Annotated in this window: 15 protein-coding genes and 1 tRNA gene; 3 read left to right on the top strand and 13 right to left on the bottom strand. The window is 54.6% G+C overall.

What is annotated here, in order from left to right; translation table 11 throughout:
- Window positions 1-117 precede the first annotated feature (117 nt).
- The 3 genes from HEQ34_RS04095 to HEQ34_RS04085 all read right to left on the bottom strand — a co-directional run bounded on the left by HEQ34_RS04095 (window position 118) and on the right by HEQ34_RS04085 (window position 3,520).
- Entirely contained in the window at window positions 118-1,791 is a 1,674-nt protein-coding gene (locus HEQ34_RS04095) for a M20/M25/M40 family metallo-hydrolase (RefSeq protein ID WP_296197771.1), read from the bottom strand.
- A gap of 455 nt (window positions 1,792-2,246) precedes the next feature.
- Window positions 2,247-3,071: a hypothetical protein gene (locus HEQ34_RS04090; protein ID WP_296197767.1), complete on the bottom strand. Its 825-nt coding sequence runs from the start codon at window positions 3,069-3,071 to the stop codon at window positions 2,247-2,249.
- Window positions 3,068-3,520 (bottom strand): ABA4-like family protein, encoded by a 453-nt coding sequence (locus HEQ34_RS04085; RefSeq protein WP_296197765.1) that lies wholly within the window; start codon window positions 3,518-3,520, stop codon window positions 3,068-3,070. The genes HEQ34_RS04090 and HEQ34_RS04085 overlap by 4 nt, the downstream gene beginning before the upstream one ends.
- A 52-nt stretch (window positions 3,521-3,572) precedes the next feature.
- Here HEQ34_RS04085 and HEQ34_RS04080 point away from each other — a divergent pair, with 52 nt between their 5' ends.
- The gene (locus tag HEQ34_RS04080; protein ID WP_296197763.1) at window positions 3,573-4,037 is read left to right on the top strand and encodes a TetR family transcriptional regulator; all 465 of its coding nucleotides are present in this window, start codon (window positions 3,573-3,575) and stop codon (window positions 4,035-4,037) included.
- Between the two features lie 114 nt (window positions 4,038-4,151).
- On the opposite strand, the gene HEQ34_RS04075 is transcribed toward HEQ34_RS04080, so the two are convergent.
- The 3 genes from HEQ34_RS04075 to HEQ34_RS04065 form a co-directional block, all read right to left on the bottom strand.
- Window positions 4,152-5,633 carry a S41 family peptidase gene (locus tag HEQ34_RS04075; protein WP_296197761.1) on the bottom strand — a complete coding sequence of 494 codons (1,482 nt, stop codon included), beginning with the start codon at window positions 5,631-5,633 and terminating at the stop codon, window positions 4,152-4,154.
- Between the two features lie 250 nt (window positions 5,634-5,883).
- A complete protein-coding gene (locus HEQ34_RS04070; RefSeq protein ID WP_296197757.1) occupies window positions 5,884-7,776 on the bottom strand; it encodes an NAD(P)-binding protein in 1,893 nt (630 codons plus the stop codon).
- Window positions 7,773-8,510: a hypothetical protein gene (locus HEQ34_RS04065; protein WP_296197754.1), complete on the bottom strand. Its 738-nt coding sequence runs from the start codon at window positions 8,508-8,510 to the stop codon at window positions 7,773-7,775. The genes HEQ34_RS04070 and HEQ34_RS04065 overlap by 4 nt, the downstream gene beginning before the upstream one ends.
- A 116-nt stretch (window positions 8,511-8,626) precedes the next feature.
- Here HEQ34_RS04065 and HEQ34_RS04060 point away from each other — a divergent pair, with 116 nt between their 5' ends.
- Window positions 8,627-9,208 carry a TetR family transcriptional regulator gene (locus HEQ34_RS04060; RefSeq protein WP_296197750.1) on the top strand — a complete coding sequence of 194 codons (582 nt, stop codon included), beginning with the start codon at window positions 8,627-8,629 and terminating at the stop codon, window positions 9,206-9,208.
- Between the two features lie 460 nt (window positions 9,209-9,668).
- Here HEQ34_RS04060 and HEQ34_RS04055 read toward each other — a convergent pair.
- A tRNA-Ser gene (locus HEQ34_RS04055) sits at window positions 9,669-9,758 on the bottom strand.
- A 132-nt stretch (window positions 9,759-9,890) separates the two neighbouring features.
- On the opposite strand from HEQ34_RS04055, the gene hspQ reads away from it, so the two are divergent.
- Window positions 9,891-10,241 (top strand): heat shock protein HspQ, encoded by a 351-nt coding sequence (gene hspQ, locus HEQ34_RS04050; RefSeq protein WP_296197748.1) that lies wholly within the window; start codon window positions 9,891-9,893, stop codon window positions 10,239-10,241.
- Window positions 10,242-10,276: 35 nt separating this feature from the next.
- On the opposite strand, the gene HEQ34_RS04045 is transcribed toward hspQ, so the two are convergent.
- From HEQ34_RS04045 to HEQ34_RS04020, 6 genes are all read right to left on the bottom strand, one after another.
- Window positions 10,277-10,975 (bottom strand): amino acid racemase, encoded by a 699-nt coding sequence (locus HEQ34_RS04045; RefSeq protein WP_296197746.1) that lies wholly within the window; start codon window positions 10,973-10,975, stop codon window positions 10,277-10,279.
- Window positions 10,976-11,056: 81 nt separating this feature from the next.
- Window positions 11,057-12,439 carry an NAD(P)(+) transhydrogenase (Re/Si-specific) subunit beta gene (locus HEQ34_RS04040; RefSeq protein ID WP_296198070.1) on the bottom strand — a complete coding sequence of 461 codons (1,383 nt, stop codon included), beginning with the start codon at window positions 12,437-12,439 and terminating at the stop codon, window positions 11,057-11,059.
- Between the two features lie 31 nt (window positions 12,440-12,470).
- Window positions 12,471-12,752, bottom strand: coding sequence for an NAD(P) transhydrogenase subunit alpha (locus HEQ34_RS04035; protein ID WP_296197744.1), 282 nt, complete (start codon window positions 12,750-12,752; stop codon window positions 12,471-12,473).
- On the bottom strand, window positions 12,752-13,171 hold the full coding sequence (locus tag HEQ34_RS04030; RefSeq protein WP_296197738.1) for a DUF559 domain-containing protein: 420 nt from the start codon (window positions 13,169-13,171) through the stop codon (window positions 12,752-12,754). The genes HEQ34_RS04035 and HEQ34_RS04030 overlap by 1 nt, the downstream gene beginning before the upstream one ends.
- Window positions 13,172-13,252: 81 nt before the next feature.
- Window positions 13,253-13,441, bottom strand: a complete 189-nt coding sequence (locus HEQ34_RS04025) for a hypothetical protein (protein WP_296197736.1) — start codon at window positions 13,439-13,441, stop codon at window positions 13,253-13,255.
- On the bottom strand, window positions 13,438-14,568 hold the full coding sequence (locus HEQ34_RS04020; RefSeq protein WP_296197733.1) for an NAD(P) transhydrogenase subunit alpha: 1,131 nt from the start codon (window positions 14,566-14,568) through the stop codon (window positions 13,438-13,440). Before HEQ34_RS04020 ends, HEQ34_RS04025 begins: the two co-directional genes overlap by 4 nt.
- Window positions 14,569-14,829 lie beyond the last annotated feature (261 nt).

The raw sequence follows: 14,829 nt of genomic DNA, 5'->3' as shown, positions 1-14,829 counted from the left end.
TGCCGTTGCTGCTAGCGAATGGCGATATATATTGCCACCTCTTTTGCGTGTAATTGAACAGTAATATAGTCTGCTTCGTTCAGTATCAGCGCTTATGCGCCATCCGTAAACGGGCTTTTACTGCTTGGTATCGGAATAAACAGCCCGGCTTGCTGCGGGAGCATCAAGTAGGACCCAAAGTGACACGGACGCAGCCCCCAGCAAGGCAGCAACGGCGATCGCACGCGCCTTTCGAGCCTCCATGCCGGGCCACAGCGGCAGTGTCGATAAAACCGCTAATGCCAGCGGCAGTGCGACGGCAAAGGAAAGCGTCGGCCCCACCCCTTGCATCAACTGATGACCCAGCGACAACATATAGCCACCAACCAGTGCCGCATTGCCAATCTGCACAGCAGCATAGCGCGCCAACAGTGCAAAGGTGGTGACCACTAGCGGTAGAACCACAAAATAGGCAGCCGTGGGCGCCAGTGCTTGCGCGGCAAGGCCGATGACGAACAGAGGCAGCGCCGCACCTACGACACCGGCGCGGCTTGGCCGCCAGGTTGCAAACAGTGCGAGAAACGCCGCCAGCGCGCCCAATGCGGCCATAACCTCTAGCCGGGGGATCGCGGCCAAGCGGTCGTAATAATTTGCTGGCGCAAGCCCGATGGATAAGCGGTTGAGCGCGAAGAGTATCGCTGCGCTTCCCAAGATCAGCGCTAGCATATGTCCGGCACCGGCCATCAGACCGTCTGTTCCGTCTCGCCGCACGACCACAAACAGTCCGCCTGCTGCTGTGATCATCATGACCCAGCCCAGCCAAACAGGATAGATCACGGTGAATATCCCGAATAGGTCAAAGAACACGACATTAGCCGCCCTTTGGGGAAGTCCTTCTGCCTCAAGGAGCGCGCGGCTGAGGTCAAGGACCTGCCCACCCATATCCTGTAATGACCCTTGATCAAGGTTGTCCGGCGTCGCCAATGGTGAGTGGTAGAGGCCGGATCGCCCAATGAAGGCAAAGTTATAGGCAGCGTAATCATGCTTGATGACGGGTGTCAGATCGGAGTCATTGGGCAGGACTGCGTAAATGAAGGCTGCAAGTGAAGATGCGCCAGGGCGACGGACCGCATCGGCATAGACGTGCATTGCTGCACCGTTCTGGTGCGAGGTCTGGAACAGGGTGGTGCGTCCGCCGCCGCCGCGCGCTTCCATATTGATTACTGCGCCAACGCTTTTGCGCAAAGGATGTTCAGCCCAAAATTGGCGTGCACCCTGCAGGCCCAGTTCTTCGCCATCGGTGACCAGCATGACCAGATCGCGTTCCTGCTGCCCACGGGCGCGGATTGCGCGCACGACTTCCAGGCTTGCAGCAACGCCCGCTGTGTCGTCGGCGGCGCCGGGCGAGCCCCAAACCGTATCGTGGTGCGACATCAGAACAACTGACGGCGCGTTGCGATTTTTTCCGGGCAGAATGCCGATCAAATTGACCAATGTGGCCGGTGGATCGTTGCGTCCGCTCCAGTGATTGAGCCGCTTTGTCCCCTTGGCGTCGATTAGGCCCGTGCTGGTCGACACCTCCATCCCGAGAGCTTCCATGCGGCGCATAATGTGATCGCGCACGACTGCATTCTCGGCCGAGCCGGTGACGTGCGGGTGTTTCGCAATTGTCCTCACATCCGTCATTGCGCGGATTGCGGAGAAGCTTGGAGCTGGGGCATTACCCGGCATTGCTTTTGGCGGCGTCGTCGCAAAAAGCGCCAACAGGACTGCTACAACCAGCGTCCCTAAAACCGGCCCAAATCTCTTCATGCGCTTCCCCCTCGAATGAGGAGCCTGTTGCCCGCCCCACGAAGTCAGGTCAATATCAAGGTGACAATCCTCTACACTTGCTTGCCCAATGCGCCCATGACCCAAAGGAGAGCCGCTCGCTAAACTATCGGGCAGTACTTAGGGTTCAGGATCCGCCTGCAGTGTTAAAGCCGACGTAACGGAGGAAGCTGGCACACAACAAAATAGATAAAACGATCTAGCCTAAAGCAAACGCCGCATCAGGGAATCTCTGATGGAACGGAATACGATTTAAAAGAAGTCTTGTTATTTTTCAATATAAATTGGCGGTGCGAGAGCATCTCCCAACCAACTCTCTTTCTATTATCTTATTGATATTAAACGTCTGATTTTTCAGGCCCTTTAGGACCAACGCTGCTTAACATGGGCACCATTTGTAGCGAAGGGGTCCACCATCAAATGCAGGGATCAAACATCTAGATAGGCCAAAACGGCTTGCCTGAGAGTGCTTGTAGAAAGAGGAAGGTTGCGAACGTCAGCTGAACAATAGCAACGCCAACGACCAGCTTCACGCCCGGCCATCTTTTACGGTCAGCGATATATCCAGCAAGCGGCAGCGTTTGCATCAAGTGGAGTGAAACAAAGTGAGCTGGACGTAAATCTCCGATCTCGCGAGACCAGCCAAAAAACGGAACCACCATCCCGACATGGTCCAGGTCGCCACCCACATAGCGCCCATACGACGACATGTAGCCGGCGAAGATCAACGTGGAGATGAAACCAAGCGTCAGTCCCAATATCGAGCCCCAACGTAGACCGGCCATCGACTTGTCGCCCTTGCGATAAATCTGCACCGCAAGCGCCATAGCAACTGCGATCAGCAAGAACGCGCCTAGCCCCATCAATGCAAACATTAACGCTTCGAACTGACCATCATAATTGTAATGCGATCGCCTTGCGCGCGCGGCTTGCAAGCTGACGTAACCCCATTCGAAAACCAGTGAGACTGCGGCAGCATAGGAAAAACCGATCAACACTGGACCGCTTCGGACCTCCCGTGGCAATTGCTGTGCAAGGACTGCAAGCGTCGCGAAATGCAGTGCAAGTGAAACGGTGAACTTCTGTGGCTTGGTCCAAACAGAGGCGCCATCCAAAACGCGCGGATCAAGGAACCACGCAGGGAGAAATACGACGAAGTTCGCCAGCATAAACAAGCAGGAAACAAGCAGCAGACGCGTCACATGGTCGCCATCCAACTGAGGGATAAGCGGCTTTCGATAAGCTGTGTTTTTCTCGCTCATGCGCTTGCCTCCCGCTTGCGAAAATGGCCTGCACGCATTGCCAAGAACAACGCCAGCCCCACCGGTCCGAACATGAACGTCGCGATCAGGATTGGCGCCTGGAACACTCTATTTAGGCCAACTTTATCCGCTTCAACCGCGATCCAACCGCCAATAAAGAGATCAAACGCCAGGTAATGCACCCAGCCAGCCAACAACATCTCTTCTTTTGAGAGCAGAATTCTGACCTGATCTAGCGAGTTGTAGCCTCCCCCTTCGATTGTAAAGAAGTGCGAAAATGCAAGTCCGGCATAAAGCAGGCTGAGTCCGAAAGGGATTAGATAACGCGGAATAAACAAGATCTGTGGCCAGCGTCTCGGCAGAAAAATCAGGATGCCCCAGCCGATCATTGCTGCTTGTCCAGCCCATCCGAACATTGCTTCCGGCGCAACCGCGATTGCTTCGCCCATAATTCGACACCCTCCGCTTGCGACTCGCGCAAATGATGTTAACGTCATCAACATGGCAAAGAATGATACCAGTGTCAACATAGCGCCAGCACTTGGCCGTGATGCCTATCACCACGGCGATTTGCGCAGTGCGCTGATCGCAGCTGGTATGCATGCGCTGTCAGCGGACAGCGCCGACGCACTGTCGCTACGGGCGCTGGCGCGGGAAGTGGGGGTAAGCGCGACCGCCGTATACCGCCACTTCCCGGATAAGGATGCATTGCTGGTCGCTCTCGCGATGACCGGTTTTGACCAGCTGGCGGCAGCACAGCAGGCAGCCTCGCGCTCCGCATCGGGGCAAGGTGCGCTGGCAGCATTTTCCGCAAGCGGTGCTGCCTATGTGCGTTTTGCCATCATCAATCAGGAGTTGTTCCGACTGATGTGGAAGGCGGCGCCACGGGGCGATCAACTTCACCTACCGATCGACGAAGCCCACCCCGCCAAGTTGCGAGCTGCCACAAGCAGAAAGTGCCAATGACAAAGCAAGAAGTGATACCAGTTTACGCATAGGTGATTCCCGAAGAATATATGCCGTTGCTGCTAGCGAATGGCGATATATATTGCCACCTCTTTTGCGTTTAGGGTCCTGACCCTAATTGAACGTTAGTCCACGCACCCAATTAGCCACCGCCGCATCGGTCATCGGACCGCCCGGCCAACGGATCGCGGGTTCGTACCATTGGTTGTTGGATCGTATCCGGTTCCGATAAACCTTCATCGACCAACTCAGTGAACCGTGCCCGCTTGGGAGCGCTATTCCCGTGTTATCAATGTAGATTGAATCGGCCGAAGTAGGCAGCCCTACATGCACCACGCCGGGCAGGCGCCGAGCGATGTCGGCGAAGTCCAGGCAAGCGCTCGCGCAGTTATGGTCTGTCAGCAGCAAGACGCGACCCTTGAACGGAGACGATTCTGTCGGCGTGTTGGCCTCTGATTGAGCAGGGCTGGACTTGTGGACATAAGCCTTTCCCGCTGCGGCCGCCGTCTCGATCTCATCAGCCAATTCACGGCGATACAACGCGTCGGCAGTCTGGCCGGCCTTCTCTGCTTCCTCCGCCGCCTGACGGAGCGATACAGCGTTGAGTGACGATGCACGCCAGTCGACCGTCCAATCGAACTGGCCCTCAATCCGGTCGATGGTCTGCTTTCCAAATAGCGACGCCGCAACCTCACTGCCCCAACCGCTGTTACCGCCATCATTGCCCCGGACATCCAACACCACCCAGGGCGCTTTGCGCAATGCCTCGGCTTGTTCGCCAAGTTCGCGGATCAGTGCCCGCATGGCATCGACCTGTTCGGACTGCTGCAGGTCGAAGGTTGGCAACGACACAAACCAGACCCCATCTACTTGGCGCAATTTGATCGACTCTCCGCCCCCGCCCGAGGCCCGATCGATCAGGCTGGAAAGCCGATCTTCGGATACCGAAGACCAACGCAAGGTCCGTTCGACCTCCGCGCCGTCAACGCGGAAGCGACAGGCTAGAGGCTTACGTGGATCGCCCACAAAGGCGGTCATCAAAAAGACGGACGCCGCGTTGCGCTCGTGGGGAATGTCGGCGTTCCAACGATAGGGGTCTACCCACTGCCGCTGCAGGGTCTCGGAATCCTTGCCGTCGCAGGCCAGCAGTTCCGACTGCAATGGCACGCTCGGCTCATCGTCGTTGAGCACCACCCGAGTGCGCCCGTCGGCGTCGCGCATCGTAAGCAGGCCCGGCCACGCGCGCGTCACCGGCTCGCTGAACCCGAACCAGATATGCCCATCGCGAAAACCATTGGTGTAACTGCGCACTGCGCGCCAATAGTCACCGGCATGAGTCGCGGCGGCGGCCTGCGCCAGCGCCTGTGCCTTGCCCTCTTTCAGCCATTCAGCAAAAGCAGGGTTGCCCACATCTACGGGGCCGGGATGGTTGTCGCGCAGGGTGTCATGGATGGCCTCGATATCCATGCGGGCAGCGGCGGCCCAATCTGACTCCACAGCAGACTGTGGAGGTGCAGCCTTATCTTCCGCTACAGCGGCCCCGGCAACACAGAAACTCAATCCCACGCCGAACCAAGCACGCACCCAAGCCCTCATAGTTCATCTTCTCCTATCGCCAGAAACCCTCTTGCATCTCGGACGGCACCCACAGAAGTCTCGATCCATTTTGAACCACGGCAATCCTGATTACAGCGCTTTCAGTTGTTGATTCGACCCCGATGTTTTTAAGAATTAAGAATTTGATAAACAATTTCAATGCTCTTCAAAAAAAGCTAGGCGGCTACGCGGCGCGTCGGCCTCTAATCGAGCAGGGTTAGACCTGTGAACATAAAAGTATTCATGCAGTTTAGGCGAGTTGCTCTGTCACGGCCCGCCAGGCCGCATCGATTGCGGCATCCAGATAGGCTCGAGCTTCGGAGTCCGAGTTTGCAATTGAGATTCGTCCGAATTTCCTGCGTCCGATCTCATGCGGAAAAGCGCCCTCCTCAAAATCCGGATCGTCAAGCTCGCTGTAGGTATAAGCATAACCATGCGACCATCGGTTCACCGTTATTGCTTCAATATCTCGCTCAGCGTCGAACCCGTATCTCCCATACAAGTCCATGAGTTGAGCTTTGGTTGCAGTCTCGATTTCTGAAAAAGGTGTCTCCAGAAGTTGATAGCGACCAACCCTGTAATGGTCACGAATGGTCGTATCCGGGATTTTATGCCTGACAGGTGCGCGCAACATGAACAGCACTATAGGATCAGTCTGTTCCTCAGGCGGAGAAAAATCCGGGAGCGTCACGGGCGGCGCCTTTGTAACGATGCAATAATAGCCCTGCGGACAAAGGATTGTTTCGGCGGCGGCGCGTCGTATCGCAGCCCCGTCGCGCAGCAAAACGTTGGTATAGATAAAGGGAGCTTTCGACCCATACTTCAGGCCATCCTTCTGCTCAGCCGTCATTTCCGGACATAAATGCGGAATGATCATATTGAAACAAGCCAACACACAATGCTTCGCTCGAACGCGTGTGGGTTTGCCGTTCTGGATGTAAGAGACCGCGACTGTTTCACCCTCCTCTCGGACTCTGACGACGGTGCTGTTGAGACGGATGCGGACTGGCGAGGCGTCTGTATCAAGCTTGGAATAATCGAAGCGAGCAGCCGCAATATCGTCCATGCTGTTGCCTTCGGCCACGCCGGGGATCAGCCGCCGCACCATCAGCCGAGCAACAGACGCATTTCCATCTGGAAACAGAAGCGCTTCAAACACGTTGTCCCCATCTACCAGCAGCCGCTCCGCCAGGGCCCAGGGCCAACCAACAGCACTCAAACCGGGCGCGCCGGAGTTAATCGCTTCATTTACGGATAGTCCCTCACCACCAACGCTGAAATTGGCCAGCAATGCAGGATCGAAAAGCGAAGCAGTATCTGGCGAAAGACCGACTCTGCTGGTCAGGAACTCTCGGTAGGAGGTCGATGACAAATACTCACTGCGTTCGAACATTGACCGCCCGGCAAGATAATCCCAGTTGCCCCCAAGGAATTTGAGAAGCTTCTCTTTCTCACTGCGAGGATACGGCAATTGATCGACAAGCGGTTTGGCATCGGCGTCCCCGAAAAAGGCGCCGAACCAACGTCCAGCAATGAGCGCAGATTCGCCGGTTTGCGATTTAACGAACATACCGGTTTTGCGCGTGCCGCCGCCTAAGAAATAATCCGGATCTTTTGCTCTTTTGAGCTGCTTGAAATCTACCCCAAGTTCGCTCAAAAGATCTTTTGCGATATCGCTATACTTGCTCGGATTCTCCAGATTTATGCTGCCGCCGACACCAAGCAGCATGTTACCGCCGGTATGAAACTCATTGCGTTTTGCGTGTCCTCCAAAATCGTCATGATTGTCGAGTATCAGAATGCGTTGGCCAACTCCGCGGGCTTGCTGGAAGAACAAGGCTGCCGCTAGTCCGCTAATACCCCCACCAACTATGACCAGATCATACTCTTCGCCCGTGTCATGAAATGCTGTCGGCGATTCTCCATCCCTGGCGAGCGCATGCGCATCATCGAAGGCGCCAGGATGATTTCCTCTCATTCCAGTGAGTTCTGGAGGGTAGTCACTCCGGATAGGGGATTGTTGGTTTGCGGATAGGGGATTGCTGGTTTGTGCAAAGGCGAGTGGCGGCAACGCTGCTGCGACGACGGTCAGGGCAGCGCCGTCGAGAAAATCCCGCCGGCTAATCGAGTTCCTCATGGTCATGACGCAACCGAGCCTGATGCTGGCTGGATGGTATCGACGCGGCTGCCACGAAAGCGGAACAGAAGCGCGATTGCGGCAATCAGAACCAAAAGTGTGTTTAGAAAGACGACACCCGGCACATCACTCTGACCCAACAAGTCGATCATGACAGCGACATAGACGAGATGAAACAAGATTCCGTACAACAGCAACGCAACGGCGGCAATTTTAGCACTGAGCGACTGACGAAAAAGCGGCCTGAACAATAACAAACCGATAAGTCCATAGAGCCAGAAACCAAGGTAATCAATTGATGACAGGAGGCCAAATGCTTCGCTCGGCCCCAGCGTGGTAAGGATGGATTGAGCTGAACCAGCCACCGCGTTTTCCGCCGCGATCGCTTTTGCGGTAAGGGGAACCGACCAGAGAGACAGGAATTTTGAAATCAGGAACGCAAGGGTCGCCATCAACGTAAACACCCAAACCGCTCCGGCGCGAAGAGGGGCTGATGAATAGATCGAAAGACCGGCCGCCAAGAGGATCACAGAACAGGCAAACATCAAGATGACCTGATTGAGCCAGCCGAAAAGATAGCCCCCGGCTTTGGTATTCAACCATAGTTCTGCCGCACTCTGAGTGGGAACCGGAGCCTCAAGTGGAAGGGCGAGTGAGATTACGCCGGTTATCAGGAAGACAATTACTGCTTTGTAACCGAGATCAAAGATTGCCGGTGAAATATTCTTACAAGCCATCATTAACACTTACATTCGGAATGTGATTGGACATATGTCAAATTATATAATCTTTGACATATGTCAAGATGTGTTGCGAATGGTGTTTAAACACAGACTCGAAGATCGGAACCTCAACAATGCAAATCAGCGCCGGAGAAAAAACCCGACAACAAATTTTGAAGGGAGCCTTGGCGGTTATAGACAAGGAAGGCGTCGACGCTGTCACGCATCGCCGCGTCGGCAGTGAAGCGAAGCAATCTCACGGCGTCGTCAGCTATCATTTCCCGACTCGCGATGTACTCATCCAGAAAGCTTTTGAGTTCCATCTTGGCTCAGCCGAGAATTACATGTCAGCGCTAGGTTGGCGGACAGACCAGCGATTGACCCGATCGCATCTTTCGAAGTTACTGACACGGTTGGTGGCAGAAGAACTTTCAGACGCCCGCTCAATCAAGATCGACCTTGAGTTAAGCCTCTACGGTGCCCGAAAGCCAGCTTTAGCCGAACTGTTCGACAATTGGGTGCGTATAGGATGTCAAAACTTGTCACTCGCATTGCACCACGGTGGGTATGAGCAGCCTGATGAACTCGCTAGCAGTCTGGTCAATCTAGTGCGCGGCTTCCTGCTAGAATGCCTAACTAACAAGACGCTAACAAAGTTAGACTTTCAAGCGCGACTTGAGCTTCTGCTTCCAGCATCTCCAATTATTGAGAAGTAGACCAATCATCCCTGAAAACAATCGAATTGCGAACGGAAAATGCAAGGCCTGACGTGACCTCCAACCAACTTGTTTCGTTCGGTATGAGTAGTATTGGCGATATTTTCATTGTAGATTTTGACGGTCAGATATTTAGGGTCAGGACCACTTAAATCCACCTTCGCGGTTTGAGGCCATACTGTTCAGTGCAAGGCGGTAAGCGCGGGACTTAGTGGTTCTAAGTCCAAGCTTGCCAACGCGGCAATGGACAGTATGGGTCAAATCCGAAAGACGTCTTGACGCCGCGAAGGTGGATTTAAGTGGTCCTGACCCCAAGGTCGTACAAGCTTAATCCCCAATGGGCGCAGATCATGAGACCGTTCTTCTTTGAGTTAATAGCCCCCAAGCCGCCAGCTATCGGGGAGCGTTTTCGGGAACAGCTCTAAAAATCTAAAAATTAACTCTTTTTTTCAATATAAATTGGCGGAGAGATAGGGATTCGAACCCTAGGTACCGTCACCGGCACGCCGCATTTCGAGTGCGGTGCTTTCGACCACTCAGCCATCTCTCCGCAATGCATAGGGACTGGTCATTGCCGTAAAAACGGCGCATCCCTATGACAGAGCGGGGCCATTAACCGAAGTTTTTCGCTTTGCCAAGCCACAAGGTTGATTTGCGCGTGAGAAGATACGATATTGACCTCATGAATCATCACACACGCGCTCCCGACATTGTTGAAACGGCGTTTTCGATCGGTGATGTTGTGCGCCATCGCTTATTCAATTTTCGTGGCGTGGTGTTCGACATTGACCCTGTTTTTGCCAATAGCGAGGAATGGTATCAGTCCATCCCGGAACCCGTGCGGCCTGCCAAGGATCAACCATTTTACCATCTGTTCGCCGAAAATGCGGAGAACAGCTATATCGCTTATGTAAGCCAGCAGAATTTACTTGCCGACCATCAGCAAGGGCCAATCAACCACCCCGGTATTGATGCGGTTTTTGAAGGGTGGAATGGCGACCAATATCAACTCAAACGGCTTATGCTTCAGTAAACGTTGTATGGCGTGGGCGTGATGGCCAAGCCGCGTTACATTGCATCCCCCAAAATCCAGTCGACCCCTGCGTCGGCATGAATTTCGGTGCTGTCATAAATAGGCAGGACATTGGCTTTGGTATCGACCAACATGCTTAATTCGGTGCAACCCAGCACAACCGCCTTGATGCCTTGTTGATCAATTTCGGTGATGATCGTTTTCAACGTCCGTTCGGAATCGCGCTTCACCACGCCGTGCATAAGTTCATCATAGATGATGCGCTCTAGATCTTTCACATCGTCCATTTCGGCGGGCAATAAAGAAACGCCATGCTTAACCAGGCGCTGACGATACCAGTTTTCGGCCATGACATTTGCCGTGCCTAATAATGCGGCAGATGAGACCGCGTCGGCCTTCATCTTCTCACCGACCGCGTCGGCAATATGGATGAGCGGGATCGAAACCGCTCCGGCGACGTCATCAAACACTTTATGCATGCTGTTGGCGCAAATAAGCAAGGCGGTGGCTCCGGCTTGCTCAAGACGGCGCGCTGATGCGATCAGCACTTCTGCAACATGCGCCCAGTCTTCTGGTGTGCTGGCCTTGCCAACGTCGCAGAAATTGAGGCTCTCGATCAACAACGGCGCATTGCACGTCCCGTTGGTCCGCCGCAGGACCTGTTTATTGATATGTGCGTAATAAAGTTCAGTGGAATACCAGCTTAACCCACCGATCAGTCCCAATTTACGCATGCTCATTACCTTTGATAGAGAAACAAAGACCGCCCCGAGTTCGCTCGGGACGGCATTTATCTATCGATAGCTTGAACTGGCCTAATGCTGCAAGGCTTTGACGATGTCCTCACACATCTTCTTCGCATCGGCGAGAAGCATCATCGTTTGATCCATATAGAACACGTCATTGTCGACGCCGGCATAGCCAACGCCGCCCATCGAACGCTTCACGAAGAACACGGTCTTTGCCTTGTCGACGTCAAACACCGGCATACCGTAAATCGGCGACGTCTTGTCGGTTTTCGCCGCAGGGTTCACAACGTCATTCGCGCCGATGATAAAGGCGACATCGGCTTGGGCAAATTCGCTGTTGATATCTTCAAGCTCGAACACTTCGTCATACGGCACCGATGCCTCAGCCAACAAAACGTTCATGTGGCCGGGCATACGTCCGGCAACAGGGTGGATAGCATATTTTACCGAAACGCCCTGTTTCTTCAAAACATCTGCCATTTCGCGCAAGATATGCTGCGCCTGCGCAACCGCCATGCCGTATCCGGGCACGATGATAACGCTTTCGGCCTGTTGCATCATATAGGCCGCATCTTCGGCAGAGCCACGCTTCCATGGCCGCTGCTCCTTGGCTTCACCGCTGGAGACAGCCGCCTCCGCGCCAAAGCCGCCCGCGATAACGCTGATGAAGCTCCGGTTCATGGCCTTGCACATGATGTAAGACAAAATCGCCCCTGACGAGCCGACCAATGCGCCTGTGATAATCATCGCCGTGTTGTGCAGCGTGAAGCCCATGGCGGCGGCGGCCCAACCGGAATAGCTGTTCAGCATCGACACCACGACCGGCATATCCGCGCCGCCGATGGGAATGATAAGCAAAAAGCCAATGAGGAAAGCAAGCGCAGTAACGGTCCAGAAAATCCAAGGGCTTTGGTCCACGGTGAAGTAACCAATGAGGCCAAGGATCGCTGCCAAGGTGCCCAGGTTGATGACATGGCGAAGCGGCAAGAGGATGGGCGCGCCCGACATTTTGCCCGCCAGCTTCAGGAAAGCGATGACTGAGCCTGAAAAGGTGATCGCGCCAATGGCGATGCCCAAGCCCATTTCAACGCGGCTGACGGGGTTTATAAGGCCGTCTTCACCGGCAATGCCAAAGGCAACAGGGTTGAGGAATGCGGCGGCAGCAACCAGCACTGCGGCCATCCCAACGAGCGAGTGGAAGGCCGCCACAAGCTGCGGCATGTCGGTCATGGCAATCTTGCGTGCCGTGACCCACCCAATGCCGCCCCCGATGGCGATTGCGCCGAGGATTTCAGGCAGCGACGCGACTTCATGCGTGACTAAGGTAGTGACCACGGCAATCAACATACCGGCCATGCCAAAGCGGTTACCCTGTTGCGATGTTGCAGGCGACGACAGTCCGCGCAGCGCCAATATAAAAAATACGCCCGAAATCAAATAAGCGAGCATGACCCAAGCGGGAGGAGCAACATGTTCCAACTTAACGCTCCTTTTTCTTATACATGGCGAGCATGCGCGCCGTGACCGCAAAGCCACCAAAGATATTGACGCTGGCCAAGGCCACGGCGATCAAACCAAGCCATTTTGCCGTGGGTGACCCCCCTGCCGCCCCGGCGATCAACGCACCGACGATAATGACGGAAGAAATCGCGTTCGTCACCGCCATCAACGGCGTGTGGAGCGCAGGCGTTACTGACCAGACGACATAATAGCCCACAAAACAGGCCATCACGAAGATGGATAAGATTGAAATAAAGTCCATTATAAGTGAGCTCCAGTAAATCCTCCCCCATTGGGGGAGGTGGCAGCCCGAAGGGCTGACGGTGGGGGTCTGTCGGTACAAAGGCGCACGATGGCGTCAGCAGCGTTTTCAACGTCGCGCAAAACATCGGCGACAGGGACCCGAACAACTTCAATGCCCAAGGCGCGGAGCTTTGCATCCCGACTGGCATCACGTTCGGGGCGATTGCCCATGTCGTGGGCGATGCCATCAACTTCGATGGCTATGCGCTTTTCGACGCAGTAGAAATCCAACACGAAATTTTTGATCGGGTGCTGCTTGCGGAACTTCAAGCCCATCGGCTTGCCTTTTAGCAAACGCCACAGCAAAACTTCCGGCAAAGTCATCTCGCCGCGTAATTTGCGTGCGAGTTGCAGAGCTTCTGGGGTGTGGTCTTCCATTTCAAACCCCCTCCGTCAGCGCTTCGCGCTGCCACCTCCCCCAGAGGGGGAGGATTTTGTTCCTAGCCAGACCTATGCCTATCACTTAGCTAACTCCCCAAGTGGGCCGCTACTGTCGCGCAAAGCGAAATCAGCCTCGTTAAGCGCGTCGGCCGCATTATCGCGCATCGCCATGTCTTTGCCGACTGAATATCCAAATATCACGACCACAGCCAATATGACCCACCAGCGATGGCGAGATACAGCCTCCCGGACGTCACCTCGCATCACGCCATAAGCCGTTCATTCACAACCTTACCATCTTTGGTCAGGCGAATTGCTGCGGTAATTTCATCGTCATCCGGCAACACAGGCTTGCCAGCTTCCTTGTCCCAAAAAGCGGAAAGGAAATTGAACAGGTTGCGCGCATACAGGGCCGATGCGTCCGCCGCCAAATGCGCTGGCGTGTTGCTATAGCCAATGATTTTTACGCCATGTTTGATGACGATTTCGTCTGCCTTGGACCCTTCGACATTGCCGCCTTGCGCAACGGCAAGGTCGAAAATGACCGAACCGGGCTTCATGCTCGCAATCTGCGCGTCAGACACCAGACGCGGTGCGGGGCGGCCCGGAATCAACGCGGTGGTAATGACGATGTCCTGCTTGGCGATATGCGCGGAGACCAATTCGGCTTGCGCTGCCTTATATTCGTCGGACATTTCGGTCGCATATCCGCCAGCGCCCTCGCCTTGTATTCCGGCGACATTCTCAACGAAAATTGCCTTTGCACCCAAGGATTCAATCTGTTCCTTCGTAGCAGAGCGCACGTCGGTTGCCGAAACCTGAGCGCCTAAGCGCCGTGCGGTGGCAATCGCCTGAAGCCCGGCCACGCCAACACCCATGATAAACGCCCTCGCGGCGCTAATGGTGCCAGCGGCGGTCATCATCATTGGGAAGGCCCGGCCATAGACCGACGCCGCCTCAATCACCGCCTTATATCCCGACAGGTTCGATTGCGACGACAATATGTCCATCGATTGCGCACGCGTAATGCGCGGCATGAATTCCATCGCCAGCGCTTCTACGCCCGCCTTGGCATAAGCATCAATGCGTGAACGCTGACCAAAGGGGTCAAGTCCGGCAACCAACCAAGCACCGGGCTTCATGCCCTTCAACGCCTTTGGATCTGGGCCCTGAACGCCCAAAACAATGTCCGCATCCTTCAGGACCGCAGCCAGATTTCCCACAGCAGCGCCCGCATTTGCATAATCGCCGTCACCAATGGACGCCCCTGCGCCTGCTTCATTTTCGACCGAAACTGTCGCGCCAAGCGCAATGAATTTCTTGACGGTTTCAGGGGATGCAGAAACGCGGGCTTCGCCGGGAGTGGTTTCCCTTAGTACAGCAATCTTTACCACTTAAGCAGCACGGCTTGCGATGATCAATACTACTATAGCGGTAACAATCGCGGTAACAATTGTACCCCATTTGAAAAATGTGACGAAACCCGAATATGTTTCTTTTGCGGGTCCAAGGTCATGATCGTTTGTCAAAACAGCCTCCGTGTAAAATTATATTACGCAACCGCCTTAACTGGTGATTTTCCAATGCTCAAGCATGATGAACAAAGAAAATATCATGACTGCTTAATTAGCTCTTTACCCATTTGCGTTACCAGC

Source organism: Sphingorhabdus sp. (genome assembly GCF_023910635.1).
Lineage (GTDB): Bacteria > Pseudomonadota > Alphaproteobacteria > Sphingomonadales > Sphingomonadaceae > Sphingorhabdus_B.
This window is presented reverse-complemented; position numbering and strand designations above follow the sequence as displayed.

What these genes read in the sequence shown, in the direction of transcription:
- HEQ34_RS04095 (WP_296197771.1), bottom strand. Translation starts at nt 1,791, where the DNA reads ATGAAGAGATTTGGGCCGGTTTTAGGGACGCTGGTTGTAGCAGTCCTG.
- HEQ34_RS04090 (WP_296197767.1), bottom strand. Translation starts at nt 3,071, where the DNA reads ATGAGCGAGAAAAACACAGCTTATCGAAAGCCGCTTATCCCTCAGTTG.
- HEQ34_RS04085 (WP_296197765.1), bottom strand. Translation starts at nt 3,520, where the DNA reads ATGGGCGAAGCAATCGCGGTTGCGCCGGAAGCAATGTTCGGATGGGCT.
- HEQ34_RS04080 (WP_296197763.1), top strand. Translation starts at nt 3,573, where the DNA reads ATGGCAAAGAATGATACCAGTGTCAACATAGCGCCAGCACTTGGCCGT.
- HEQ34_RS04075 (WP_296197761.1), bottom strand. Translation starts at nt 5,633, where the DNA reads ATGAGGGCTTGGGTGCGTGCTTGGTTCGGCGTGGGATTGAGTTTCTGT.
- HEQ34_RS04070 (WP_296197757.1), bottom strand. Translation starts at nt 7,776, where the DNA reads ATGACCATGAGGAACTCGATTAGCCGGCGGGATTTTCTCGACGGCGCT.
- HEQ34_RS04065 (WP_296197754.1), bottom strand. Translation starts at nt 8,510, where the DNA reads ATGATGGCTTGTAAGAATATTTCACCGGCAATCTTTGATCTCGGTTAC.
- HEQ34_RS04060 (WP_296197750.1), top strand. Translation starts at nt 8,627, where the DNA reads ATGCAAATCAGCGCCGGAGAAAAAACCCGACAACAAATTTTGAAGGGA.
- hspQ (WP_296197748.1), top strand. Translation starts at nt 9,891, where the DNA reads ATGAATCATCACACACGCGCTCCCGACATTGTTGAAACGGCGTTTTCG.
- HEQ34_RS04045 (WP_296197746.1), bottom strand. Translation starts at nt 10,975, where the DNA reads ATGCGTAAATTGGGACTGATCGGTGGGTTAAGCTGGTATTCCACTGAA.
- HEQ34_RS04040 (WP_296198070.1), bottom strand. Translation starts at nt 12,439, where the DNA reads ATGCTCGCTTATTTGATTTCGGGCGTATTTTTTATATTGGCGCTGCGC.
- HEQ34_RS04035 (WP_296197744.1), bottom strand. Translation starts at nt 12,752, where the DNA reads ATGGACTTTATTTCAATCTTATCCATCTTCGTGATGGCCTGTTTTGTG.
- HEQ34_RS04030 (WP_296197738.1), bottom strand. Translation starts at nt 13,171, where the DNA reads ATGGAAGACCACACCCCAGAAGCTCTGCAACTCGCACGCAAATTACGC.